At 69.0% G+C, this 23,598-nt stretch carries 20 protein-coding genes and 1 pseudogene; 15 read left to right on the top strand and 6 right to left on the bottom strand.

Annotation, left to right across the window (positions count from 1 at the left end; genetic code table 11):
* Complete coding sequence (locus HUG10_RS16715; RefSeq protein ID WP_179170642.1) at window positions 1–237, top strand: hypothetical protein; 237 nt, start codon at window positions 1–3, stop codon at window positions 235–237.
* Window positions 238–269: 32 nt separating this feature from the next.
* Here HUG10_RS16715 and HUG10_RS16710 read toward each other — a convergent pair whose 3' ends face one another.
* Window positions 270–1,001 carry an enoyl-CoA hydratase/isomerase family protein gene (locus tag HUG10_RS16710; RefSeq protein WP_179170641.1) on the bottom strand — a complete coding sequence of 244 codons (732 nt, stop codon included), beginning with the start codon at window positions 999–1,001 and terminating at the stop codon, window positions 270–272.
* A 245-nt stretch (window positions 1,002–1,246) separates the two neighbouring features.
* Here HUG10_RS16710 and HUG10_RS16705 point away from each other — a divergent pair, with 245 nt between their 5' ends.
* From HUG10_RS16705 to HUG10_RS16685, 5 genes are all read left to right on the top strand, one after another.
* The gene (locus HUG10_RS16705) at window positions 1,247–2,428 is read left to right on the top strand and encodes a M24 family metallopeptidase (protein ID WP_179170640.1); all 1,182 of its coding nucleotides are present in this window, start codon (window positions 1,247–1,249) and stop codon (window positions 2,426–2,428) included.
* A 72-nt stretch (window positions 2,429–2,500) separates the two neighbouring features.
* Window positions 2,501–3,130, top strand: coding sequence for an HAD family hydrolase (locus HUG10_RS16700; protein WP_179170639.1), 630 nt, complete (start codon window positions 2,501–2,503; stop codon window positions 3,128–3,130).
* Window positions 3,124–4,053: an adenosylcobinamide-phosphate synthase CbiB gene (gene cbiB / locus HUG10_RS16695; RefSeq protein WP_394354975.1), complete on the top strand. Its 930-nt coding sequence runs from the start codon at window positions 3,124–3,126 to the stop codon at window positions 4,051–4,053. The genes HUG10_RS16700 and cbiB overlap by 7 nt, the downstream gene beginning before the upstream one ends.
* Window positions 4,050–4,802, top strand: coding sequence for an adenosylcobinamide-GDP ribazoletransferase (cobS, locus tag HUG10_RS16690; RefSeq protein ID WP_179171128.1), 753 nt, complete (start codon window positions 4,050–4,052; stop codon window positions 4,800–4,802). Before cbiB ends, cobS begins: the two co-directional genes overlap by 4 nt.
* Window positions 4,802–5,353: an NTP transferase domain-containing protein gene (locus tag HUG10_RS16685; RefSeq protein WP_179171129.1), complete on the top strand. Its 552-nt coding sequence runs from the start codon at window positions 4,802–4,804 to the stop codon at window positions 5,351–5,353. Before cobS ends, HUG10_RS16685 begins: the two co-directional genes overlap by 1 nt.
* Before the next feature lie 223 nt (window positions 5,354–5,576).
* Here the strand turns inward: HUG10_RS16685 and HUG10_RS16680 are convergent, their stop codons facing one another.
* Window positions 5,577–5,822, bottom strand: coding sequence for a hypothetical protein (locus tag HUG10_RS16680; RefSeq protein WP_179170638.1), 246 nt, complete (start codon window positions 5,820–5,822; stop codon window positions 5,577–5,579).
* 1,128 nt (window positions 5,823–6,950) lie between these two features.
* Between HUG10_RS16680 and cobD the strand changes: the two genes are divergently transcribed.
* Window positions 6,951–7,967 (top strand): threonine-phosphate decarboxylase CobD, encoded by a 1,017-nt coding sequence (gene cobD, locus HUG10_RS16675; protein ID WP_179170637.1) that lies wholly within the window; start codon window positions 6,951–6,953, stop codon window positions 7,965–7,967.
* Window positions 7,968–8,068: 101 nt separating this feature from the next.
* The gene (locus HUG10_RS16670; RefSeq protein ID WP_179171127.1) at window positions 8,069–8,833 is read left to right on the top strand and encodes an adenosylcobinamide amidohydrolase; all 765 of its coding nucleotides are present in this window, start codon (window positions 8,069–8,071) and stop codon (window positions 8,831–8,833) included.
* Here the strand turns inward: HUG10_RS16670 and HUG10_RS16665 are convergent.
* Window positions 8,820–10,766, bottom strand: coding sequence for a DUF2070 family protein (locus tag HUG10_RS16665; protein WP_179170636.1), 1,947 nt, complete (start codon window positions 10,764–10,766; stop codon window positions 8,820–8,822). The genes HUG10_RS16670 and HUG10_RS16665 overlap by 14 nt on opposite strands.
* 284 nt (window positions 10,767–11,050) lie before the next feature.
* Window positions 11,051–11,389, bottom strand: coding sequence for a DUF7344 domain-containing protein (locus tag HUG10_RS16660; protein ID WP_179170635.1), 339 nt, complete (start codon window positions 11,387–11,389; stop codon window positions 11,051–11,053).
* Between the two features lie 334 nt (window positions 11,390–11,723).
* On the opposite strand from HUG10_RS16660, the gene HUG10_RS21705 reads away from it, so the two are divergent.
* Window positions 11,724–15,875: a PAS domain S-box protein gene (locus HUG10_RS21705; RefSeq protein ID WP_218780617.1), complete on the top strand. Its 4,152-nt coding sequence runs from the start codon at window positions 11,724–11,726 to the stop codon at window positions 15,873–15,875.
* An 86-nt stretch (window positions 15,876–15,961) separates the two neighbouring features.
* On the opposite strand, the gene HUG10_RS16635 is transcribed toward HUG10_RS21705, so the two are convergent.
* The gene (locus tag HUG10_RS16635) at window positions 15,962–16,516 is read right to left on the bottom strand and encodes a GMP synthase subunit A (RefSeq protein ID WP_179170634.1); all 555 of its coding nucleotides are present in this window, start codon (window positions 16,514–16,516) and stop codon (window positions 15,962–15,964) included.
* A 301-nt stretch (window positions 16,517–16,817) separates the two neighbouring features.
* Complete coding sequence (locus tag HUG10_RS21860; protein ID WP_246310173.1) at window positions 16,818–17,528, bottom strand: DUF7097 family protein; 711 nt, start codon at window positions 17,526–17,528, stop codon at window positions 16,818–16,820.
* A 176-nt stretch (window positions 17,529–17,704) separates the two neighbouring features.
* On the opposite strand from HUG10_RS21860, the gene HUG10_RS16620 reads away from it, so the two are divergent.
* From HUG10_RS16620 to HUG10_RS16595, 6 genes and pseudogenes are all read left to right on the top strand, one after another.
* Window positions 17,705–18,076, top strand: a complete 372-nt coding sequence (locus tag HUG10_RS16620; protein WP_394354973.1) for a DUF192 domain-containing protein — start codon at window positions 17,705–17,707, stop codon at window positions 18,074–18,076.
* A gap of 108 nt (window positions 18,077–18,184) precedes the next feature.
* Window positions 18,185–19,714: pseudogene (locus HUG10_RS16615) on the top strand (2-isopropylmalate synthase); the annotation flags it as partial.
* A gap of 133 nt (window positions 19,715–19,847) precedes the next feature.
* Complete coding sequence (locus HUG10_RS16610) at window positions 19,848–20,195, top strand: hypothetical protein (protein WP_179170633.1); 348 nt, start codon at window positions 19,848–19,850, stop codon at window positions 20,193–20,195.
* Window positions 20,196–20,234: 39 nt separating this feature from the next.
* A complete protein-coding gene (locus HUG10_RS16605) occupies window positions 20,235–20,549 on the top strand; it encodes a hypothetical protein (protein ID WP_179170632.1) in 315 nt (104 codons plus the stop codon).
* A 217-nt stretch (window positions 20,550–20,766) separates the two neighbouring features.
* Window positions 20,767–21,345, top strand: a complete 579-nt coding sequence (locus tag HUG10_RS16600) for a zinc-dependent metalloprotease family protein (RefSeq protein WP_179170631.1) — start codon at window positions 20,767–20,769, stop codon at window positions 21,343–21,345.
* Window positions 21,346–21,735: 390 nt separating this feature from the next.
* Window positions 21,736–23,598, top strand: a complete 1,863-nt coding sequence (locus HUG10_RS16595; protein ID WP_179170630.1) for a right-handed parallel beta-helix repeat-containing protein — start codon at window positions 21,736–21,738, stop codon at window positions 23,596–23,598.

The raw sequence follows: 23,598 nt of genomic DNA, 5'->3' as shown, positions 1-23,598 counted from the left end.
ATGGAGCACTTCACCGAGGAACACGTCGGTATGGAGGTCGTCGACCAGCGCGGCGAGCCGATCGGACGTATCACCGGCATCGAGGAGGACAGCGCGCGACTCGCGCCCGAGACTGGCACGGAATCCCAGATGGGCGCGGCCGCAGATTCCGGTACCGACGCGCTCGACGTCCGTCCCGAACAGGTCGAGGTCGTCACAGACGAGTTCGTCCGCGTCAGCCTCGGCGACGACGCGTAAGGGAACGGCGGGGCGGTGAAGCGGCGTCCCGGTCAGTCCTCGAGGAACGATCTGGCCGCCGCCCGACACTCCTCGTCCGCGAGCACCGTCGAGAGCGACTCGTGGACGCGCTCCCGCTCGTCCGCCGACGCCAGACTCGCCGCTGCCGCCCGTTTTGCGGTCCGCGTCGCCGTCGGCGGCGACTCGGCGATAGACGAGACGAACGCCTCGACCGCCGTGCTCAGGTCGCCCTCACCCACGACACGATTGACCAGGCCCCAGTCGCGTGCCCACTCGGCGTCGATCGGTTCGCCCGTCAGCGCGAGTTCCATGAGCCGCTTTTTCCCGACCGTCGACGCCACACGTTCCATCGCGTACGGTGGGTACGCGCCGATGGTCGTCTCCGGGAGCGCGAACGCCGCGTCCTCGACGGCTACCGCGAGGTCGCTCGCGGCGACGAGTTCGCATCCGCCCCCGTAGGCGAGGCCGTTCACGGCGGCGACGACTGGCACGTCTAGCTTCTCGACGCCGAACAGGGCGTCGTAGAGCGAGTCCGCCAGTTCCGCGACGTCCGCGTCGGTCTCGGCCGCATCGAGCGCCGCGATGTCGTCGCCCGCACAGAACGCGTCACCGACGCCGGTGACGACCGCGACCCGCGCTTCCCCTTCCGCCCGACGGAGCAGGCCGGTCAGCTCCCGCCACCCGGCCACGGGTAGCGCGTTCCGCTTCTCCGGACGGTCGATGGTGATCCACGCCGCGTCGCCGGACAGGTCGTACGAGAGCACGACCGGCGGTTCGGATGGAGTCGCCAAGGAGTTTCGGAGTGAACGGGAAATCGAGTGACTGCGGCGGGGTCAGCTATGAATTTTCCTCGAAACCACCGGACAGCGGCGAGGTCCGCGGTGCGACGTTCGGCCCCGCCGAAGAAATTTGATATCGCGTTATTCGATTTACTGGTGGATTTCGTCCCCACACAGAACATCCATCCGGTTCCCCGAATCTTATGCCTCGACGGCCGAATTCGCCCGCAATGGCGACGAGACTCCCCGAATCAGAGTTCGACGCGCGGCTTGCGCAGGTCCGCGGCCGGCTGGCGGACACCGACGCGGACGCAGCAACGTGGTTCGGCGCGACGGGCATCGAGTACCTCACCGGCTTTCACCACATCCAGACCGAGCGACCGGTCGTCCTCGCCGTCACGGACGAGCGCGTCGAGATCACCGTCCCGCGGCTCGAGGTCGAGCGCGTGGAGTCGAACCCTCGAATCGACGCCGTCCACCACTACTTCGACTATCCGGGTGGCGCCCCCATCGAGGTCGCCGCGGGGATGCTGGAGGGGATGGGCGTCGAATCGGTCGTCTCCGACGCGGACGGCGCCCCCGGCGTGATGGGGTACGAGGGCCCCGCGCTCTCGGAGTTCGTCGACGTGGAGAGCCAGTCGTGGACGACCCGGATGCGCTGGGAGAAGACTGACGCCGAGGTCGGCCTCGTTCGCGAGTCCGCGAAGTGGGCGAACCTCGGCCACCGCTACCTCGCGGAGTACACCGAGGCCGGCGCCCACCCGGCGACCGTGAGCCAGCGCGCCTCGATGGAGGCCTCACGCGCGATGCTCGACACCCTCGGCGACCGGTACTCGGTCCGCGTCCGGGGGAGCGGCCCGGTCCGCGCCGGCTACATCTCCGGGGAGGAGACGGCGCTCCCGCACGGACACACGCCGAACGAGACGCTCTCCGAGGGCGACGTCCTCATCACCGGCGCCTCGGCGAACGTCGACGGCTACAACTCCGAACTGGAGCGGACGATGTTCGTGGGCGACTACACCGACGAGCAGGAGCACTACTTCGAACTCATGCTCGAGGCCCAGACCATCGCCATCGACGCGCTCGGCCCCGGCGTCCCCATCAGCGACGTCGACCGGGCGGTGTGGGACTACTTCGAGGAGCAGGGCGTGACCGACCTCGCCCAGCACCACGTCGGCCACAACATCGGGCTCGACGGGCACGAACCGCCGTACATCGACCGGGGCTGGGGCGAGTACGAGCACGTCGACGAGGGCGACGCCCTCATGGCTCCCGGGCAGATCTACACCATCGAACCGGGCATCTACACGGAGGAGGCCGGCTACCGCCACTCGGACACCATCGCCGTCACCGAGAACGGCGTCGAGTGGCTCACCTACTTCCCCCGGGACATCGACTCGAACGTCGTCTGAACCGCGTCCGACCCGGCCCCCGCGTCGGCAACGGTGGCTTCTTGCCGGCGCCACGCGCACCCGACACCAACCGTGGCGACCTCCTTCGACCTGTTCGGCACGCTCGTCGCCGTCGAGCGCCCCGACGACCCCGCCGCCGCCGTCGGCCACGAGCTCCGCGAGCGCGGCGTCGCGGTGCCGGACGACTGGGAGGCCGCCTACCGCGAACCCCACATCGACGCCCCCGAAGGGGCCGAGGTCCCGCTCCCCGCCCACGTGAGCGCCGCGCTCGCCTCCCGCGGCGTCGACGCGCCCGGAAACGCCGCACGCAGGGCCGTCGTCGCCGCGTTCGACCCGGCCGTCTCGACCCGCGACAGCGCCGTCGACGCCGTCGAGGCCGCCCGGGAACGGGGTCCCGTCGGCCTGCTCTCGAACTGCGCAGTCCCCGAACTCGTCGGTCGGACGCTCGTCCGGTCGGACCTGTCCCGCGAGGACTTCGATTCGATCGTCACCAGCGTCGCCTGCGGGTGGCGCAAGCCCGACCGCAGGGCGTTCGAGGCGCTCGCCGCTGGGCTCGGCGTCCCGGTCGAGTCGCTGACCCACGTCGGCGACGACCCGGCGACGGACGGCGGGATCACCGACGCCGGAGGCACCTTCGTCGACGTGACGGACCGCCCGCTTCAGTCGCTCGCGGCGGAGTGGCGGGAGGGACGCGAGTGCTGACCGCCGGCGCCGTCCTGGTGGCGGCCGGACTCGACGCCCTGCTCGCGGAACCGCCGGCACGCGTCCACCCGGTCGCGCTGTTCGGCCGACTCGTCGACCCGCTGGACCGCGACTGGGGCCGCCCGCGAGCCGTCGGCGTCGGGGCCGCGTCGCTTCTACCCCTCCTGGCCGCGGGAGTCCCGTTCGGCCTCGTACTCGCGGCGAGTAGCGTGGACCCGCGTGCGGGCGCGGCGCTCGCGGGACTGGTGCTCTTCTCCGCGTCGAGCCTGCGGATGCTGCTCGGCGCGGCGCGACGCACGATCGTCGAGAGCGAGTCCGACCTCGCGGCCGCTCGCGAGTCCTTGCTGGCGCTCGCAGGCCGGGACGCCGCGTCGCTGTCGGCGGGACAGGTCCGCTCCGCCGCCGTGGAGTCGCTCGCGGAGAACCTCGCCGACGGCCTCGTCGCGCCGCTCGGCGCGTTCACCCTCGCCGGGTTCGTCGCGGGCGTCGCGGCACCCGGCCTCGCCCTCCCGCTGGCGGCCGCGGCGGCAGCGTGGACGAAGGCCGTGAACACGCTCGACTCGATGTTCGGCTACCGCGAGAAGCCGGTCGGCTGGGCGCCAGCGCGGCTGGACGACGTCGTCATGTGGCTCCCCGCACGGGTGACGGCGCTCCTGCTCGCGCTCGCCGCCGGGCGGCCGGACGCCCTCCTCGCCGCCCGACGCGACGCCCGCGCGCCGCCCTCGCCCAACTCGGGCTGGCCGATGGCGACGCTGGCGCACGTGCTCGGCGTTCGGCTGGAGAAGCCGGGCGTGTACGACCTTCCGGGCGGTGGCGACTACCCCTCCGTCGCGGACGGGCTCCGCGCGCTCGGGGTCACCGCCTTCGCCGGGGTCGTCGCCGTCGCCGGGGCCGTCGGCCTGCTCTGGGGGGTGGCGCCCTGATGGCCAGCGCGCTCCGGGGGGCCGTCTCGTTCCTGACGCGCCTGCCGGCCGGCGGTGACGCGGCCGACTGGGAGGCGTTTCGGCGGGTGCCGGCGACGTTCCCGGCCGTCGGCTACCTCGTCGGCGCGCTCGCCGGACTCGCCGTCGTCCTCCCAATTCCGGCCGCGACCGCCGTCGCGACGTACCTCGTCGCGCTCTACCTCCTCACGGGTCTCACGCACGCCGACGGGTTGGCCGACCTCGGCGACGCGGCGGCCGTCCACGGCGACGCCGAGCGCCGGCGGGCGGTACTGAAGGACTCCGCGACGGGCGTCGGCGGGGCGCTCGCCCTCGGAGTCACGCTCCTCGTCCTCGCATTCGGCGCGCTCGGCGCGGCGGGGATCGGCTCCGGCCTCGCGGCGTTCCGCATCGTCGTCGCCGCAGAGGTGGGCGCGAAGGTCGGGATGGCGCTCCTGGTCTGTCTCGGCGACCCCGGCCACGAGGGGCTAGGAAGCCGGCTCGTCGGCGAGTCGGCGCCGGCCGACCTCGTGCTCGTCGCCGCGCTCGCGCTCCCCGCCATCGTCGCGGTCGGCGGGACGTTGCCGGCGCTCGCGGCCGCGCTGCTGGCCGGTCCCCTCGTCGCCCTCCTCGTGAAGCGGTGGGCGGACCGACGCCTCGGCGGGATCACCGGCGACGTGCTCGGTGCCGCCAACGAACTCGGGCGCGCGACAGCGCTCCACGCGGGGGTGGTCGTGTGGACGCTGTTCTGATGTGCGGCGGCGAGGGCAGTCGGCTCGGGTCGGCAGGAGGAACGGAGAAACCGCTCGTCCCCGTCGACGGCGTCCCGACGGTCGAGCGCGTCCGGCGGGCGCTCGCGGCGTCGAGCGTCGAGCGCATCCACGCCGTCGTCTCCCCGCACACCCCCGAGACGCGAGCCTGGGCCGAGTCGGCCGACTGCGAGGTGATCGAGGGGACCGGCGAGGGGTACGTCGCGGACCTCAACCGCGCGCTCGACGAGGTAGGGCGCCCGGCACTGACCTGCGCGGCCGACCTCCCGCTGCTCTCCCCAGAAGCGGTCGACTGGGCGCTCGACCGGGCCGAGGGCGACTCGCTCGCGGTCTGCGTCCCCGTCCGATTGAAGCGCGAACTCGGCGCGAGCGCGGACGCCTCGTTCGAGCGCGACGGCCGCCAACTCGCGCCCTCCGGGCTGAACGTCGTCGGCGACGGCGAGGACCGCGTCGTCGTCTCCTGGGACGCCCGGCTGGCCGTGAACGTGAATCGGCCGGAGGACCTCGAACTCGCCCAGCGACTCGTGGATTGACGTCGGTGCGACCGCCGAGCGAATCCGAGGTAACGCATCAAGCGGGCCGCCCGAGCCGAGAACCGGGACATTCGACGCATTCGTGTTCGACCGGATCGCCGTCGATCACACGGCTTTCAGGCTCCGTCGGATCCCCGTTTACTGGATGCTTTCTCGTGTGAAATCACCGGTACGTAGGCCCGCCAATTTATCGCTAAGTGATGGAGGATATACGGTGGCGAGGCTACGTTGCCATCCTCTGGAACTCGATAGCATCCCGGGTGATTCGGATGGAGAGCCCATATGCGTTAGAATCGGGGAGATCACACTCGTAGGTGTCTTCCGGCCCGTTCTCTACGGACACTCGAATTAGAAACAGTTCTTCCCCTGTAATCGGATTCCTGTAGCTGGCTGACTCGTCTGCCGGAATTGTTCTCGTATCGGAAAACACCGTCTCCCCGTTCGCATCTCGCGTGACGGTGGTCGTCACGACGACTTCTCGCTCCGTTCGATTCGAATACTGTAGGTCCGGCAACCCCCCGAGGCATCCTGCCACAGAGGCGATAGCCAGACCCGAAAGCTGGAGGAATGTCCGACGGGACGGAGAGCTTGGCATATTTACGGGCGACAGTCCACTGACAAGTGCATTCCCTTTCTCAGAGGTTCAGTTGGGTGAACCCCTGCTCAGTCGAGTTTGCGAACTAATCGGCGGAATTTCTAACAGGTACCTGAACAGCGGGCCCGCATCGGTCAAACGAACGTATCGCAGCACAGGTCAAGCTGTTCAGTACATATGGAGGTGCTATGTGACGGACCAACCGTCGTTCATTCGTCTCGTGGGGAAGGAGCTAAGTGACATTTTTCGGTGGGGTACATGTCGCGTTCGTTCGCCGGCTCAATCACGAAGGTAAGTCGTTCTGTATTCCACCCATCGTAGATGATATAGGCGAAGGCATATTCGGGACTCGAACTCACTCCCTCGTCGACGGACTGAGACACCCACTCGCCATCTCCAAGCCTCGCGGCAACAACATACGAACCAGACGTGTCCATCCACGGACAAACATCTACAGTCCCGGTTACAGACCCTCCGTCTCCCTCGAGCGTGTGAGTAGACTCGTGGACGACCGTATCGTTTCGTTGGACACGAATCTCGAACCGGTGAGATGAGCTACTAAGATTCGTGAGATGAAGCTGGGCCAGTTTCGTCCCAGAATCCAGAAAATCAACAGGAGAGCCAGCACACCCGACCGTCGTGACAGTCGCGGCACAGCCGAGAGTGCAGAGAATCGAGCGGCGGGTTCGCATGGAGGTATTACACGATATTCCTGGTAGTAGAAAAACATGATGATAAAACTGACCCGCCTATGGCTGGTTCAGTCGGGACATCTGGATAGAGTTCGCTGCTCGTGCTCAATGCAGCCTCTACATCCTGCAGGCGACTTCTGGGAGATCGCGAAAGGATCGATAGCCGCTCCGGTAACTGATTCGACTAAACTTAGCACTCAGGAGGCGGATCCAGCGAGTTCTTGAGGGTTCCAACCGAGCCGAGATTCGGTACGAAACCACCGGCTCCCAACGACGCAACCTTCAGGCCGGACCCCACCCACACCCGAGTATGCACCCCGACGCGCTCGAGTCGGTCGGCCGGGTCGCCCACGGCGGCGAGTCGGACCCGGACGTGCTCGACTTCAGCGCGAACACGAACCCCGAGCGGCCGCCCGGCGTCGCGGACGTCTACGCCGCGGCGCTCGACGAGTCTCGCCGGTACCCGGACGACGACTACCCCGAGTTCCGGACCGCCGCGGCCGAGTACGTCGACTGCGACCCGAACGCCGTGATACCCTCGCCTGGCGGCCTCGCCGGCATGCGACTGGCCTTCGAGTCGACGCTCGGCCCCGGGGACTCCGCGCTCGTCCCGTACCCCTCCTTCTCGGAGTACGCCAGGGAGGTCCGCCTCCAGGGCGCCGACCCCGAGTTCGTCCCACACGACGGGATACTCGACGTCGACCCGTCGGGCCACTCACTCGCCGTGGTCTGTACGCCGAACAACCCCACCGGGGAGGTTTCCGACCCCGACGCGCTGCGGAGATTCGCCCTACGGTGCCGGGAATCGGAGACCGTCCTGCTCGTCGACGAGGCGTTCCTCGACTACGTCGACCGCCCGTCGATGGCCGGCGAACCGGGCGTCGTCGTCGCCCGCTCGCTGACCAAGGTGTTCGGGTCGCCGGGGATCCGAGCGGGCTTCCTCGTCGCCGACGGCGACCTCCGGGAACGGCTCGCGACCGCGCGCCCGGCCTGGAACCTCTCGACGCCCGCCGCGCGGGTCGGCGCCCACTGCCTCCGCGCGACGGACTTCGTCGCGGAGACGCGCGAGCGGACCGCAGAGGAACGCGCAAGGCTCCGAGAACGACTCGAACCCGCCTACGACGTCGCGCCGTCCGACGCCCCCTTCCTCCTGCTGGACACCCGCGAGCGCGACCCGGTCGCCGTGGTCGAGCACGCCCGGGAGCGCGGCGTCGCGGTCCGCGACGCGACCACCTTCCGCGGCCTCGACAACCACGTCCGTGTGGCGGTGAAGCGACGGTCGGAGAACGACGAGTTGCTCGGGGCGCTCCCCGGAGTGGAACCGTGACACGGGAGCGCGAATCGGAGACCGAATCCGATTCCCATCGAGGGGACGAACCGGGGGCCGATCGGGGGGACCACTCGGGCGGCGAGGAGGGGGAGTCCGGCGTGTTCGAGGCGACGGTCGACGAGGGGGTCTGTCAGCTCCGGCGTCCGGGCACCCGCTGGCTCTCCACGGGAGCGAACGGCGGCGAATCCGTCGCCGACGCCGCGTACAACCTCACCGTACCCGAGGGCTGGCCAGAGACCGACCTCGCGGCCTACGTCCGGGAGCACAGGGATCGGGCCGGGTTCGCCGCCGACGGACCGGCGCTGCTCACCGGCGTCGACCAGACCCACGCGCGGCGAGCGCGCAGGGGGCCAGTCGAGGTCATCGCCACCGCCGGGGTCTCGAACCCGGCGGCGCTCCCGGTCGGCGATTTCGAGCCCGGTCCGGTGTTCGACGGGAAACACGAAGACGACGAGCCGAATCGGAGGAGTTCGGAGGGGTCACAGGCGGACTCCGAACGGGTCGGAACGGTCAACCTCGTCGTCGGCACGACCCGAGCGCTCGCGCCGGGCGCCCTGGCGAACCTCGTCGCCGTCGCCGCGGAGGCGAAGGCGGCGACGCTGCTCGCGGCGACCGGGTTCCCGGGGACGACGACCGACGCCGTGGTCGTCGGCTGCGACCCCGGGGGCGACCCGGCGGCGTTCTCCGGGAGCGCGACGGTCGTCGGCGACGCGGCGCGGGTCTGCGTTCGGGACGCGGTACTGGCTTCGCTGGAATCGCGATACAGCGCGGCGAATCGGAGGGCTCCGGAGTCGGTCGCGGCGGCCGAGTACGGCGTGGTGGCCGACGGCGAGGCGACGGTGTCGCGGCTCACGCCCCGGTGACGAAGAAGAGGATGACCGAGACGGCGAGCGAGGAGACGATGACGGCGAGCGCAAGCGCGCCGCCCATCGAGACGGCCGCGTTGGCGTGGCTCGCGAGCGTCTCCGTCCGGTCGTTCCCGAAGATGGTGACCTCGGCGCGCTCCGACGCCATGCCGGCCTCGACGGGTTCGAGGTCCGCCTTCGCCTCCGACACGAGGTCGCGGACGAGCTCCTCGAGCTCGTCCACGTCGATCGCCGCGCCGACCTGGTTGTCCGCCTCGACGGTGTTGACGATGTGGGTGTCGGTGGTCATCACCTCGGCCTCGTCGACGAGGTCAGCGACGAGCGTGTCCACGAGGCGGTCGCGCAGGCCCGGCTCCATGTTGTTGCCGTCGACGAGCACGTAGGCGGTGGTGGTACCCGCCACGTCCGCGGTCACACCCTCGCCCTCGCTGGCGCCGACCTTCGATACCATCACGCGTACGCCGAGCGGCCCGACGCCCTCCTTTGGGGTCCACTCGGTTCGGTCCCAGGCGACGCCGACCGCGAGGGCGCCGCGCGGCGCGTTCACCAGGTGGTCGGCCGCGTCGCGCGCGGCGCCCATCAGGTCGAACGACCGGCGGGACCCGGGGGTGACGTGCCCGAGGTCCGGCCCGTCGAGGCCGTTGTTGCAGTTGTGGGCGTCCACGAGCAGCACGTCGCGCAGGCCGCCCGCTCGGGCCTCCGAGGCGGCAGAGAGCCCGACCGCGTACTCCACGTCGTCGGCGAACCCCGGCGCGAACGTCGAGACGAGCAGCGCGTTCTCGCCGAACGACTGGCCGAGCACGCTCGCCTCGCCCGAGGCGACGCGGGCGCCCCGGGTCGCCTCGTCGGTGTACTCAAGGCGGTCGAACGCGCGGTCCGCGGCGTCGATGACCGACTCCACCTCGCGCTCGGTGACGAGGTTGAAATCGTGGCCGGCGGTGGCGTGGGGCGGGAACGCCAGCCCGTCGGCGTGGGCGGCGATCCGGACGGGGAGGTTGCCGCCGCCGATCTCGCCCATCGGACCGGGGTGGATCATCGGGAGCACCCACCGGGCCTTCTCCTCGCCGTCGGGCGTCCGAACGGAGAGGACGGTGACGGGGACGAGCGCCTCCTCGCCGAGCTGTTCGAAGAAGTCCTCCAGCTCGCGGCTCCCCTCGGCGATGTGGCCGATGAACCCGCCGAGGAAGTCGAGCACGGAGACGCCGAGCGAGTTCCGCCACGGGCGGTCGACGACGTAGAGGAACCCCCAGACGGCGAGCCCGTACAGCGCGCACGTGAGCCCGAGCAGCATGAAGTGGTTCGGCCCGATGGCCGAGAGCGCCTGGGGCGCCTCCTCCGGCCGGGCGAGGTACGGCGTGAGCAGCGCGTCGAACAGCGGACCGCCCACCTCGAGGAATAGCAGCGTCCCGCTGTAGACGAACAGGAGCGCAGCGGCGGTGACCGTCTGGATGCTCGCCGGAATCGCCGCGACGAGCAGTCGCGAGCCCGAGACGGCCATGATGACCAGCAGGCGGAGCGCGAACACGGACGCGAGCGAGACGACGAGCACGTCGAAGACGAACCGCTGCTCGAGGCTCGTGAGATACGAGAGCGTCCCCGCGACCGTGAGCATCACGACGATGACCAGCTCGCACACGAGCGCGAGCAGCGACGAGCGGTTGTGCGTGAGCCGCCCGCCGACGCGGTGGTCGACCCACGTGGTCGCGAAACTGGCGACCACGGTGGGGATGCCGATGAAGAAGATGCCCTCCCACGCGTCGCGCCCGACGAACAGGATCCCCCGCCAGGTGGTGACTGCCTCCGGGCGCTCGAACGCGCCGACGCCCGCGACCGCCGCCAGGAAGATGGCGAAGGCGACGCTCGTGGACCACGACGGCGCTCGGAAGATGAACCGCGAGAGGCCCGCGAGGTTGCTCTGCGAGGCGGTCATGTGTGAAGTGGATTGGAGCCACGCGTCCGCCAATTAAAAAGGGCTGTTCTTCGTCGGTGGGTCTCGTTTCGCCAGGTTGGAGCTCCGTTCGGTGGGTTCGAGCCGGCTCGACGAACGCTGTGACCGACTCCGGATCTCCAGCCCACCGGTATTCCGCCATGCCGGCTCCGATGAAACCCTTCCTTCGGGCACGTTCGTGCGTGAACGGGCCGCTCGAATGGGGAGCGGATGGCTCCTCGACGAGGAAGCGTTCCCGTGATAATCGAGGAGGTACCGACGAACCCCTACTCAGTCGAGGAGGCGCGGCGGGCGGGACACGATTCGACACGGTTCGTGTCCGGGTCGTAGTCGACGACACCGAACTCGGCCATCTTGGGGAGGTGAACGTGGTGGAGCATGATCGCCACGCGCTCTACGGTCTCCACGTCGGCCGCACGCGGACCGTTTTCTCGCCCGACGACCCCGACCGCCAGTTCCTCGAGTTCGACCGGGGCGGTTCGACCCTCGAGGATGTCGAGCGCGATCCTGCGATGCTCCGCCGCGAGCAACCGATGGCGATCACTCTCGGTCAGGTCGTCCGTTCCCGTACGCTCCCCCGTAAACTCGCTTGAAGACTGGCTCATATTGGTGTTCGTTGCGACCGACCGGCGTCGGCTGGCGTCTATCGTCCCTGGGGACCGTTCACCCCTAAGGCTACAGTAACGGTGATTAGGTTCCGCCCGCGGTAACCGAGGAACCGGATGCGTACCGCGTCGTTTCCTCGTCCTCCCGAATACCAGCGACGAGACGACCACGAAGTTCCCCGCATCCGACCTCCGAGCGTACCTCCGCCGGCGGAGAGTTGATTAGCCTCAGCGGCGAGGATACAGAGTAATGTCCCCCGGATCACTGACGGAGAGTCTTCGGGAAACACTCACTCTCTTCGATGGAGCGGGGGTTCCACGAACGACGACCGAAGTGGCGGAACTCCTCGACCTCGGCCGACGGAGTACCTACGAACGCCTGGAGCGGCTCGTCGAGCACGGTCGGCTCGAGACCAAGAAGGTCGGTGCGAGCGCGCGCGTGTGGTGGCGGCCGCCGACATCGTCGGCCGGCCACTCCCCCGGCACACAGGGGTGGCCGGCCGCTGTGGAGTCCCTGATCGACGTGCTCGACAGCGCCCAGGTCGGCGTGTTCGTTCTCGACGCGGACTTCGAGGTGGCGTGGATCAACGAGGCGACCGAGCGGTACTTCGGACTCGACCGCGAGCGCGTCGTCGGCCGGGACAAGCGCAGGCTCGTTGAGGAGCACATCGCCTTCGAAGTCGAGGATTCGTCGTCGTTCGTCGACACGGTCCTGGCGACCTACGACGACAACACGTACACGGAGCGGTTCGAGTGCCGCGTAACGGCGGGCGAGGGGCGCGAGGAACGCTGGCTCGAGCATCGCAGCAAGCCGGTCGAGACCGGCGCGTACGCCGGCGGCCGGATCGAACTCTACTACGACGTCACCGCACAGAAGCGCTCGGAGTACGACCATCGAAAGGACCAGACACAGTTCGAATCACTGGTCGAAGCCGTCGAGGAGTACGCCATATTCATGCTCGACCCGGACGGCAACGTCCGCACCTGGAATACGGGGGCCGAGCAGATCGAGGGCTACACGACCGACGAGGTGCTGGGCGAGCACGTCTCGTCGTTCTACACCGCCGAGGACCGCGCGGCCGGCGTGCCCGAACAGCACCTGTCTGCCGCTGCAAGCCGGGGCTCGGTCGAGGACGAGGGCTGGCGCGTTCGTGCGGACGGCTCGCGGTTCTGGTCGGACGTCACTATCACGGCCATCCGGGACGTGGATGGCAGCCTCCAGGGCTACGCGAAGGTGACACGGGACTCGACCGAGCGCAAGCGCTCCGAGGCTGAACACGAACTGCTGTACGAGACGACGCGCGCGATCGCCGAGGCCGGGACCTTCGAGGACGGGGTGGAGGCCACACTGCACGCGGTGTGTGAGATGACCGACTGGGAGTACGCCGAAGCGTGGATTCCGACGGACGGGGGTGAACTCCGGCGTATGGAGGCGGACTACTACGGGGGGGACTTCGAGGAGTTCGCGGCGTTCTCGGCGGACGTCACGTTCGATCGGGACGAAGGGCTTCCGGGCCGCATCTGGGCGTCCGGGGAGTACGAGTGGTTGGCCGACCTCCCGACCGAAACTCCCGCGATGTATCCCCGGTTCGAGACGGCCCTCCGCGAGGGCATGAGATCCTCGCTGGGCGTTCCGATCGTCGACGGCGACGACGTCGTGGCCGTGCTCATGTTCGGCATGAGTCAGGCCCGAGAGACGGACGAGCGACTCGTCGAGACGGTCTCGTCGGTGGCTGCAGAACTCGGCAACCTCGTCGTTCGGCGACGGATTGAAGAGCGGATGGAGCGGGAGAGCGACCTCCTCAATCGGATCCTGAACACGAGCCCGGTGGGCATCACCGTCCGGACCCGCGACGGTGAGGTCCAGCGGCTCAACGAACGCGCGAAGGACCTCCTCGGGATTCCCGATGATCGGGTCGAGTCCTACACGCCGTCGGACCTGGCGATCCGCGATGCCGACGGGAACCCCGTTCCCCCCGCCGACCATCCCTTCTCGCGGACGGTGGCGACCGGTGAACCCGTGTCCGACTGGCAGGCCAGGATCGACGTCGGAGACGGCGAGTTCCGGTGGCACTCCGTGAACACCGCGCCGATTCTGGACGCCGACGGCGAGGTCGAGCGGGTGGTCACGACCGGGAGGGATATCACCCCACTCAAGGAACAGGCCCATCGCCTCGAACGCCAGCGCGACGAACTCGAGCACGAACTGCAGGAGGTGTTCGAACGGATCGACGACGCGTTCTATGCACTCGACGACGAGTTCCGGTTCAGTCACGTCAACGACCGGGCCGAGGAGTTCATAGGCCACACCGAGGCAGACCTCCTCGGACGAACCGTCTGGGAGGCGCTGTCCGTGTCCGCCGACGATCCGATTCGCGATCGGTTCGAGACGGCGATGGCCACGCAGGAGTCCACGACGTTCGAGCGGTTCTCCGATCCGCCCGGAACCTGGGAGTCCGTCCGGATCTACCCGTCGCCGTCCGGCCTGTCGGTGTACTTCACCGACGTCACCGAGCGCAAGGAGCGCGAACGCGAACTCGAACTGTACGAGACGATCACGGAGACCGTTCCCGACGGCGTGTACGCGCTCGACGAGGGGGGTCGCTTCATCCTGGTCAACGAGGCCTTCTGTGAGCTCACCGGATACGACCGCTCCGAACTGCTGGGCCGGCGTCCCACGCTCGTGACCAGCGTCGACGTCAACGAGACGGCGAACGAACTCGAACGCGAGGTCGTCGCCGGGAGGCTGGACGACGCGACGCTCGAATTCGACCTTCGAACCGCCGACGGTGACACAGTCCCCGTCGAGGGCCGCTTCGATCCGTACCAGTACGGTGAGCGGTCCGGCCGATGTGGCGTAGCCAGGGATGTGACCGAGCGGGTCGAGCGGGAGCGCGAACTCCAGGAGGCGAGACGCCACTTCCAGACGCTCGTCGATCACTTTCCCAGCGGCGCCGTCGCCCTCGTCGACCGAGACCTTCGGTACGTCACCTTTGGCGGTACGATGGAGGGGGAAGACACCCTGACGCGAACAGATCTCGAAGGGAACCGCCTTCGCGACGCACTGCCACGGGTGATCGCGGACGTCGTCGTCCCGCACTACGAGGCCGCCCTCGACGGCGAGACCGCCACGTTCGAGGAGGCGATCGGCGACAGGGTCTACGAGTTCCACTTCGTCCCGGTTCGTGACGACGACGGCGACGTCTTCGCCGCCACCGCGATGTCCCAGGACATCACCGACCGCGTGAAGCGGGAGCGCGAACTCGAACGCCAGCGCGAACGCCTCACGGCCCTCGACGAGATCAACGGCGTCTTCCGGGGCATCACCGACGTCGTCGTCGAACAGTCCTCCCGCGAGGAGATCGAGGCGACGGTCTGCGAGCACCTCGCCGACGCGGACTCGTACCTCTCCGCATGGATCGGCGACGTCGACGGTACCGCGCGGACGGTGGACGTGCGAACCGAGGCCGGCGCGGAGGGGGGCCTGGACGGCACCGAGGTAGCCGTCGGTCCCGACGGTGAACGCGGCGAGAGGGCCATGGAACGAGCCATTCGAACGGGCGAGATTCAGCCGATACGCGACGTTCGGACCGATTCTCGTCACGGCCCGTGGCGCGGTACCGCCGAGGAGCACGGCGTCAGGTCGTCCGCCGCTGTCCCGTTCGTCCACGGGGACACGACGTACGGCGTCCTGAACGTGTCCGCCGAACGACCGGACGCGTTCGAAGGCCAGGAACGCGAGGTGATCGGACAGCTCGGCGAGGTCGTCGCCCACGCGATCGCCGCCGCCGACCGCAAGCGGGCGCTGATGAGCGACGAGGTCGTGGAACTCCAGTTCGGCATCCGGGACGCGTTCGCCGGGTTCGGCGTCGACGCTCCACCCGACGGCACGATCACGCTCGACCACACAGTCCCCATCAGGGGTGGCGAGTACCTCATCTACGGGAGTGCAACGGAGGATGCGGTCGACGACGTCGAGGCCCTCGTCGAGAAAGTTCCCCACTGGGTCGACGTGACGTTCCGAACCGCCGACGGGAGGGGTGACTTCGAACTTCGGCTCTCCGAGCCGCCGGTGCTGTCGACTGTCGCCTCCCTGGGCGGGTCCATCGAGAACGCCGTCATCGAGGACGGCGACTACCGGATGACCATCCACCTGTCCCCGGAGACGCACGTCCGGCGGGTCATCGACGCCGTGAAGGCGATCTACCCCGCTGCGGATCTGTTGAAGCGCCGCCAGATCGCCCGACGCGACGAGACGGCCGAACACGTCAGTCACGTTCTCGCTTCGGACCTCACCGACCGCCAGCGAGCGGCCCTCGAAGCCGCCTACCACGCGGGTTTCTTCGAGTGGCCCCGAGATGCGGCCGGCGAGGCCGTCGCCGAGTCGCTCGACATCGCCCCGTCGACGTTCCACCAGCACCTCCGGAAGGCCGAAGGGAAGGTGTTCGAGTCACTGTTGTCGTCGCCTGTTCCACCGACTAGTTAGGAGGACGTCGCGGGCCCGGCGAAATCCCGTTCGTGAGCGGGGTTCCGGGAGAGAACGGTCAACAGCGACGACGACGAACGAGAGATCTAGCGACAGATCTCGACGAAGTTCTCGAAGACCTCCTGCCCGCGCTCGGTGTGGGACACCTCGGGGTGCCACTGGACGCCGTACAGGTCCCGGTCCGGATCGCTCATCGCCTCCACCCCGCAGACGTCGCTGTCGGCGGTGACGTGGAACCCGTCGGGGACCGCCTTCACCTCGTCCGCGTGGCTCGCCCAGGTGCGCGTCCCCGGGGCGAGCGACCCGACCAGCGGGTCGTCGTCGTCGGTGATCGTCACGTCGACGTCGGCGTACCCGCCGTAGTCGCCCGACTCGACGGTGCCGCCGAGCAGCTCGGCGATTGCCTGCAGGCCGAGACAGATGCCCAGCACGGGCACGTCCAGGTCGAGGTACTCCTCGGTGCGACCGATGCGGTCCATGCTCGGCCCGCCAGAGAGCACCAGCCCGTCGGCGTCGATGTCGCCCGGCGGCGTGTCGTTGTCCAGGATCTCCGTGTCCACCCCTGCGTCCCGGAGGGCCCGGCCTTCGAGGTGGGTGAACTGCCCGTGGTTGTCGATGACCACGATTCGCGGCTCGCTCATGGCGGGCCTAGCGCGGACGCGGTGAAAAGCAGTCCGCTTCGCGCGAACTGCTCGCACGGCACCTTCCCGGGAATCTGGGGTTGCCCGTGTTGGACCCGAAATCACCCCAAAATCGAAGGGGAAACTCGACTCATCGACGAATGGACGCTCTGAGAAATATTTCATATAGCGAAATGTGATTCATTCGCTGAAATCAGCCATCCGACCTTCCTCCTCGAAACCTGGGCTATGAGTTACTGAGGCTGCCGAATTACCTCCTTGAGCGTTATAAAGTTCGGGAGGGACCAACGCCGCTTCGCGCCTACTCGTTCCGGCGTCGCTCGCGTGCGGTCGAGAAGCCGAACTCCCCCATCTCGGTGCCGCGCCGCGACTCGCGTTCGGCGATGGCCTCCGGATCCGGGTTCGCGTCGTCGTCCACCCGGGCGAACCCCCTGTGAACTTTCGCGTGGCACCAGCGACAGAGGCCGACCGTGATCTCGTGGGTCGGCGTGTCGTCCCCGTCGGCGTCGCGATCGCTCCCGTCGTCCCGGGTGTCACTCCCCGATGCGACCCCGGGGTCCTCGGTCTTCCGGTCGCGACTCCAGCCGTCCCGTTCCGAGCTGGGGCGTGGGCGACCGTCCGACCGGCGATCCCCTCGCCCCCCGCTCCCCTCCTCGGCGGCGGCGCCACCTCCGTTTCCGGGGCTTCGCCCCGAACCGTACGAGAGGTGATGTTCCTCGACGAGCGGACGCCTCGCGTCGTGGGCCATCCTGACCTCCTCCAGCCCGCAGCGCGCACACGACTTCCCGTCTGTGGTCGATCGGTAGTGGGGGCAGTCCGGCCAGTCGGCGTCCTCGTCGGCCACGAGGCACTCGTAGTCGTCCGCGCGTCGGTCGGCGGCGAACTCCGTGTCCTGGCCCGCGTAGTCGAGGGCGTAGCGACACCGCCCGTCGCCGGTGAGGTGATCGCAGGGACTGGCGTGTTCGTACGGGTCGTCCACGCCGACGGGCGTCCCGTCCGGCGTCTCCTCCATACCGGTCCTGGTTCGTCCTCCCGGATAAGCCCTTCTCGGCGGGAGGAGCGTCGCTGCCGGCTGGTCGTGACTGTCATGAAACCCCACGACTGCGTGCGTTTCTGCACCGCATTTCGCTATATAGAATCCCCCACAGGAGCGGAACCGTCAAGTTGTGCCCCCGGGACCGACGCGACGTGCAGGTCGTCCACTACGCCGCCGACGATGACGACGGTGTCGACGACGCCGAGGGGGACGTGCTCGCGACCGACGCCGAGTCGGCGGACTCGTTCCTCGCGAAGGCGCGCGGGCTGATGTTCCGCCGGTCGATCCCGGAGGGCTACGCGCTCGTCTTCCCGTTCGACGGCGTCGGCTCGCGCGACCTCCACATGGTGTTCGTCCCGTTCGCCATCGACGCCCTCTGGCTCGTCGACGGCGAGGTGACGAAGCGGAAGCGCCTCCGCCCGTGGCTCGGACTCGGCTTCGGCCGGGCCGACACGGTGATCGAACTCCCGGCCGGCGCGGCCGACGGCGTGGCGGTCGGGGATCGGATCGAACTCCGGGAGTGACCGGACCCCCGCTCGGTGGGCAATTCTTGCCCGCCCGACAGACCGGTCTGTCCGGTTGGCCCCGTTTATCCCTCCCCGGCGTGGAGGGGGAGTAGAGTGTCATGACTCGTGACCGTTTTATTCGGGCGTAACGCCCACAACACACCTCCCCTCGATTCGACCGACGTAACGTTCCTCGACACCACGCTCCGCGACGGGGAGCAGATGCCCGGCGTCTCGCTCTCGGCCGACGAGAAGGCCGAGATTGCCCGCGACCTCGACGCCGCCGCCGTCGACTTCGTGGAGGCGGGCTCCGCGTGCACCAGCGCCGGTGAGCGCGAGACGATCAGCCGGGTCGCCGGACTCGGGCTCGACGCCACCGTCACCAGCTTCGCTCGCGGCGTGCGCGCGGACGTCGACCACGCGCTTGACTGCGACGTGGACGGCGTGAACCTCGTCGTCCCCGCCAGCGACCGCCACGTCGAGACGAAGGTGGGCTCCTCGCGCGAGGGCGTCCTCGAGCGAACCATCGAACTGGTGGAGTACGCCCGGGATCACGGCCTCTGGGTCGAGGTGCTCGGCGAGGACGGCTCCAGGGGCGACCTCGAGTTCCTCGACCGGCTCTCGGCGGTCTCGATGGACGCCGGCGCGCACCGCGTCTGCTACTGCGACACCGTCGGGGCCGCATCGCCGGAGCGAACCGCGGAGGTCGTCTCGACGCTGGCGACCCACGGCCCGGTGTCGGTCCACACCCACGACGACCTCGGGCTGGCGAACGCGAACGTGCTGGCCGGGCTGAACGCGGGCGCCGACCTCGTCCACGCCACCGTCAACGGCGTGGGCGAACGCGCCGGCAACGTCGCGCTCGAGGAGGTCGCCGTCGCGCTGGAGCGCTGCTATGGCGTCGAGACGCTCGACCTCGAGACGCTGTACCGGCTCGCCCGCCGCGTCGCCGACGCCACGGGCGTCCCGCTCGGCGCGAACAAGGCCGTCGTCGGCGACAACGCGTTCGCCCACGAGAGCGGCATCCACACCGACGGCACGCTGAAGGACGGCCGGATGTACGAGCCGTACCCGCCCGAGACGGTCGGCCGCGAGCGACGCCTCGTCCTCGGGAAACACGCCGGACGGGCCGGCGTGAAGGCCGCCCTCTCCGAGCAGGACTTCGACCCCGACGACGACGAACTCGACGCGATCGTCGCCCGCGTGAAGGACCTCGGCGATCGTGGCAAGCGCGTCACGGACGCGGACCTCCGCGCCGTCGCCACGGACGTGCTCGGGAAGGAGCGCGAGCGCCGGGTCGAACTGCTGTCGCTCTCGGCGACGAGCGGCGGCGACGTGCCGACCGCGAGCGTCCGCCTCCGCGTCGAGGACGAGGAGCGGACCTCGGCCGGCACCGGGAGCGGCCCGGTCGACGCCGCTGTCGAGGCGGTCCGGACGGCGCTCGGCCCAGACGCGAACGCGGCGCTGGAGTCGTACCACGTCGACGCGGTGACGGGCGGCACAGACGCCGTCGTCGCCGTCGAGGTGACGATGCGCCGCGGCGACCGCACGGCCACGGTGTCGGCCGCGGACGCCGACATCACCCGCGCCAGCGTCGAGGCCGCGGTCGACGCGCTCGACCGCCTGCTCGCCGAGGAGGCGGAGGCAACCGACGGTCCCGGGGAAGTGGACGCCCGAGCGGACGGCGGGCGAACGACGGACGGCGACCGGACGACAGGCGACGGGTCGGACGCGGACCCCGCCGAGTAGCGCCCGTAGACATTTCTCCTCCGGGGTCGTCGACCCCGGTATGCTCCCACGTCGCCGGCTGACGCTCGCGGCCGCGCTGCTCGCCGGCAAGGGACTGGACGCCGTCTCGACGGTCGTCGTGCTCTCGCTATCCGACTCGGTCCGGGAGTCGGTGCCGCTCTCGCGGGCGCTGATGGCCGCGTTCGGACCGGTCGGCGGGATGGCGGTGCTGACGGTCGTCACGATGGTCGTGGTCGGGCTGCTCGCCGAGTCGGGCGTCCTCGTCGACCGGATCACCGACGGCGGGACGCCCGACTGGTACGTTCCGGGGCTACGAGCGACGGTGTACCTCGGCTGCGCGACGTGGTTCGGGCTGGTCGGCCTCTGGAACCTCTCGCACCTGCTCTGAGCTGGGATTTTTAAATACCAGGCCGCGTAACCCCCACCAGTGTACGAGGTCGAGGTGAAACCGTCGGCCCGGAAGGCCAACGGCGCGGTCGGGGGGCTCGTCAACCGCGACGGGATCCGGCACGCCTTCGAGAGCCGCGCCGCCGCCGAGGCCTGGGCCCGCGGGCTCTCCGAGTCGGGTCGCCGTCCGGTGTGGATCCGGACCGCCCATCCGACCGACCTGAGCGACGTCGACGGTTACCTCGTCAGCCGCCAGCGCCAGTTGCTCGACCTCGACCGCGCCTACGACAAGCGCCGCCTGCGCCTCCGCAACGGGTCGAGCGAGCGCGAGACGCTCGCGTCCTTCGAATCCTGACGGCGAACGCCGCTCTCGAACGTCACGGGCCTCCCACAGAGGTGTGTTTCCGGGAGTGAACATCGCATTCGCTCGTGAGCGGCCGCGCGATGACGGACGAACCTACGTGCGGTCCCGGAACCCACCGGTCGAATACTGTCGTGAACTGGGGGCTCGTGGCTCGTTCACGAATTAGTGGTTGCCAAAGGTTCATGACCGGACACCCATCTGATAGGCTATGTCCCGGACCGCCGTCCCGTCCGCGCGGGGAGTCGCGAAACTCGGACTCCTCCTCGCGCTCCTCGGTACGGTGGTAACGATGGGTTACCCCGCCGTCGCGGAGGAGGCCACGCTCCCGACGGTCGACCGGTTCACCGACTCGGCGGCGGCCGACAACCCGTGGAGGCGGACCACAGTTCGGGTCCACGTCGCACACGAGGGGGACGATTCGCCGGCGCTCGACGCGCTCGCGGAGCGGGAACTCGACCACTGGGAGACCAACTCGCAGCGCTACGCCGGGAGCAACGTGTCGTTCGAACTCGTGGACGAACGGGATTCGGCCGACCTGGTGGTGGTGTTCCAGGAGGAGGTCGGCTGCGGGGAGGGGCGGTTCGCGGTCGGTTGTGCGAGGCAGTGGACCTCCTCGCGTACCGGCAGGGTCACCCACGCGACGGTGTGGGTCAGAACTGGGTACGACGATTCGATCACCCGGCACACCCTCCGTCACGAGCTCGGCCACGTCTTCGGGCTGAGCCACGACGACGCCGACGAGTTCCCCTTCATGCGCTCGACCGTCCGGATACACGGCAGCGGGTAGCTTCGGGATGCCGCACACTCCCGTTCACACTCGAACCGTGCAGGTGCGGCCTCGTCACCCGGCCGACTGATGTAAACGACAGGCCCCTGCCGGCCGAGAGCCTTCGTGTTTCCGGAGGTAGGGATCCCTTACACAGTGTCGGGCAGGCCGCCTCGAATCGCGTCGACAGCGGTATCGGAGTAGGAAACACTTACCGGATGGTAACTGTGCCCCCTCTTCCGGTCAACGGAGGAGCAACGAAATTAATATCACGTTCCCTGATGTAACCTGCAGGTGGTCAGTAATCGGCTCGCAGTCGAACTGCACTTGCCCCAAAGAAACCCGTTCCCACTAGGTAAGTCGCTCGAGGTGGTCAAAACCGCTTTTTGGTAAACCCCATCCTACCCGGCCATGGCAGCAGGCCACACCGACGACGGAGAAGAGAAGGGGAACGCTACCGACGACTCAGAGGGGCTAGAGGGGGCGTCGGAAGACGGCCAAATCGGGGGTGCTTCGCGACGTTCGCTGCTGAAGGGGGCAGCCGCGACGGCTGCCACGCTGGGGGCGGTCGGCGTGAGCACGAACGGGGCGGCCGCACAGGAGTCCCTCACGCTCAGTCCGGACGGCGAGGTCACGCTCGATCCGGGTGAGTACACGTGGAGCGGCGAGGACCTCGACATCGGGTCGAACGCGGCGCTCGTCGGCGGCGGGACGGAGGGCGACGTCGTACTGAACCTCGAGTCCGGGACGATGCAGGGGACCGTGGAGGGGACCCTCGAGAACGTCGTCGTCCGCGGGGCGAACCCGAGCTCGAAGGCCGGCATCGACCTACCCCCAGGGGCGACCGTCGACGGGTTCGTCTGGCCCGAGGGCGGCCAGCAGAGCGAGGACCGCGCGTTCTACTCGCCCGAGGGGGGCGACGAGCGCGTGACGCTCCGGAACTCCGCATGGGGATTCATGGCCAACAACGGCGCGTACCTCGACAAACCCCCGGTGACCATCGAGAACTGCGCGGCGGTGAACAACAACATCGCGGGCATCCGCATCGGCCACCGCGATGGGACGAGCAGCGGCCAGACGACCCACGTCCGCAACAGCCTGATCGCCGTCACTGCGGACATCCCGAACGACGACACCAACACCCCCAACGCGCGGGGCGTTCGCATCCGACACCCCGGTGACATCGTCATCGAGGACAGCTACTTCATCTACCTCGACGTCGACGGGGCCGCGAACCCCATTGAGGTCCACGACGGGGCGGCGGGCGCTTCCGTCACGATCCGCAACTGCACGTTCTACAACGACTCCGATCAGGCGATCCTTCGCGACAAGTCCGGCGGTTCCGCCGACGTGACGGTCGAGAACTGCGTCGCCGTCGGTTCCGGGAGCATGGAGTTCGAGGCGGGCGGCGTCAGCGAGTCGGACCTCGCGGCCGACGGCGACGTGTCCTTCCCGCTCCCCTCGGACGTGACCGGCTACCCGTCCGCCGACGAGATCGAGGGCGTCGGCTCCGGCATCGGCCCGTGGGACGGGTCGGTGTCCGTCGACACCGCTACCGAGGAGGAGGAGGAACCGGCGGACCCGGCCGAGTACGACCACGTGCTCGCACTCCACGGGAGCCCGGACAACCCGGTCTCATCGTCGGCGAAACCGGGCGACTTCGACCTCGACGTGACCGTCTCTGGGTCGGCGACGCTCGGCGAGCACGCCGAATCCGGCTCCGACTCCATCGTCGAGAACGACGACGGAACGTCCACGATCAACGTCAACAACCTCGGCCCCGACGAACTGGACTCCTTCCGGTTCGACGGCGAGGTCGTCGACTTCGTGATGGACGACGGCTACGAGGTCGACCTCTCGCTCGACGGCACAACGATGACGCCCGACGAACTCGTCGACGGGACGAGCGGCGGCGACTCCAGCGGGGACGATTCCTCTGGCGACGACTCGTCGGCCGGTGATTCCGCCGATGACGACTCCTCGGGTGACGACAGCACGAGCGAGGACGACGCGCACCCGCACCTGCTCACCGTCGCCGGCGAGGGCGACGTCACCCAGTACACGTTCACCGTCTCCGGCGACGTCGGGCGCGACAGCGATGCGAGCGTCGTGGCCGACGACTCGACGCCGTGGGACCGCATGAAGGACATCGCGCGGGACGGCAAGGTCATCGGGGTCGTCGGCAACGGGACCGACGGCTACCGCTTCTCGGGGCACCTGACGGCCCTGACCGTGGACGGCGACGCGGACGTGACGATCGAACGCGACGCCTGA

This window comes from Halorarum halophilum, assembly GCF_013401515.1.
GTDB lineage: Archaea > Halobacteriota > Halobacteria > Halobacteriales > Haloferacaceae > Halorarum > Halorarum halophilum.
Note: the sequence above shows the minus strand (reverse complement) of the source record. Positions and strands in the feature narration are given on the sequence as shown.

Coding starts and splice junctions, on each gene's coding strand:
- cobD (WP_179170637.1), top strand. CDS start 6,951: ATGCACCCCGACGCGCTCGAGTCGGTCGGCCGGGTCGCCCACGGCGGC.
- HUG10_RS16660 (WP_179170635.1), bottom strand. CDS start 11,389: ATGAGCCAGTCTTCAAGCGAGTTTACGGGGGAGCGTACGGGAACGGAC.
- HUG10_RS16705 (WP_179170640.1), top strand. CDS start 1,247: ATGGCGACGAGACTCCCCGAATCAGAGTTCGACGCGCGGCTTGCGCAG.
- HUG10_RS16610 (WP_179170633.1), top strand. CDS start 19,848: ATGCTCCCACGTCGCCGGCTGACGCTCGCGGCCGCGCTGCTCGCCGGC.
- HUG10_RS16595 (WP_179170630.1), top strand. CDS start 21,736: ATGGCAGCAGGCCACACCGACGACGGAGAAGAGAAGGGGAACGCTACC.
- HUG10_RS21860 (WP_246310173.1), bottom strand. CDS start 17,528: ATGGAGGAGACGCCGGACGGGACGCCCGTCGGCGTGGACGACCCGTAC.
- HUG10_RS16665 (WP_179170636.1), bottom strand. CDS start 10,766: ATGACCGCCTCGCAGAGCAACCTCGCGGGCCTCTCGCGGTTCATCTTC.
- HUG10_RS16635 (WP_179170634.1), bottom strand. CDS start 16,516: ATGAGCGAGCCGCGAATCGTGGTCATCGACAACCACGGGCAGTTCACC.
- HUG10_RS16600 (WP_179170631.1), top strand. CDS start 20,767: ATGTCCCGGACCGCCGTCCCGTCCGCGCGGGGAGTCGCGAAACTCGGA.
- HUG10_RS16715 (WP_179170642.1), top strand. CDS start 1: ATGGAGCACTTCACCGAGGAACACGTCGGTATGGAGGTCGTCGACCAG.
- HUG10_RS16685 (WP_179171129.1), top strand. CDS start 4,802: ATGTGCGGCGGCGAGGGCAGTCGGCTCGGGTCGGCAGGAGGAACGGAG.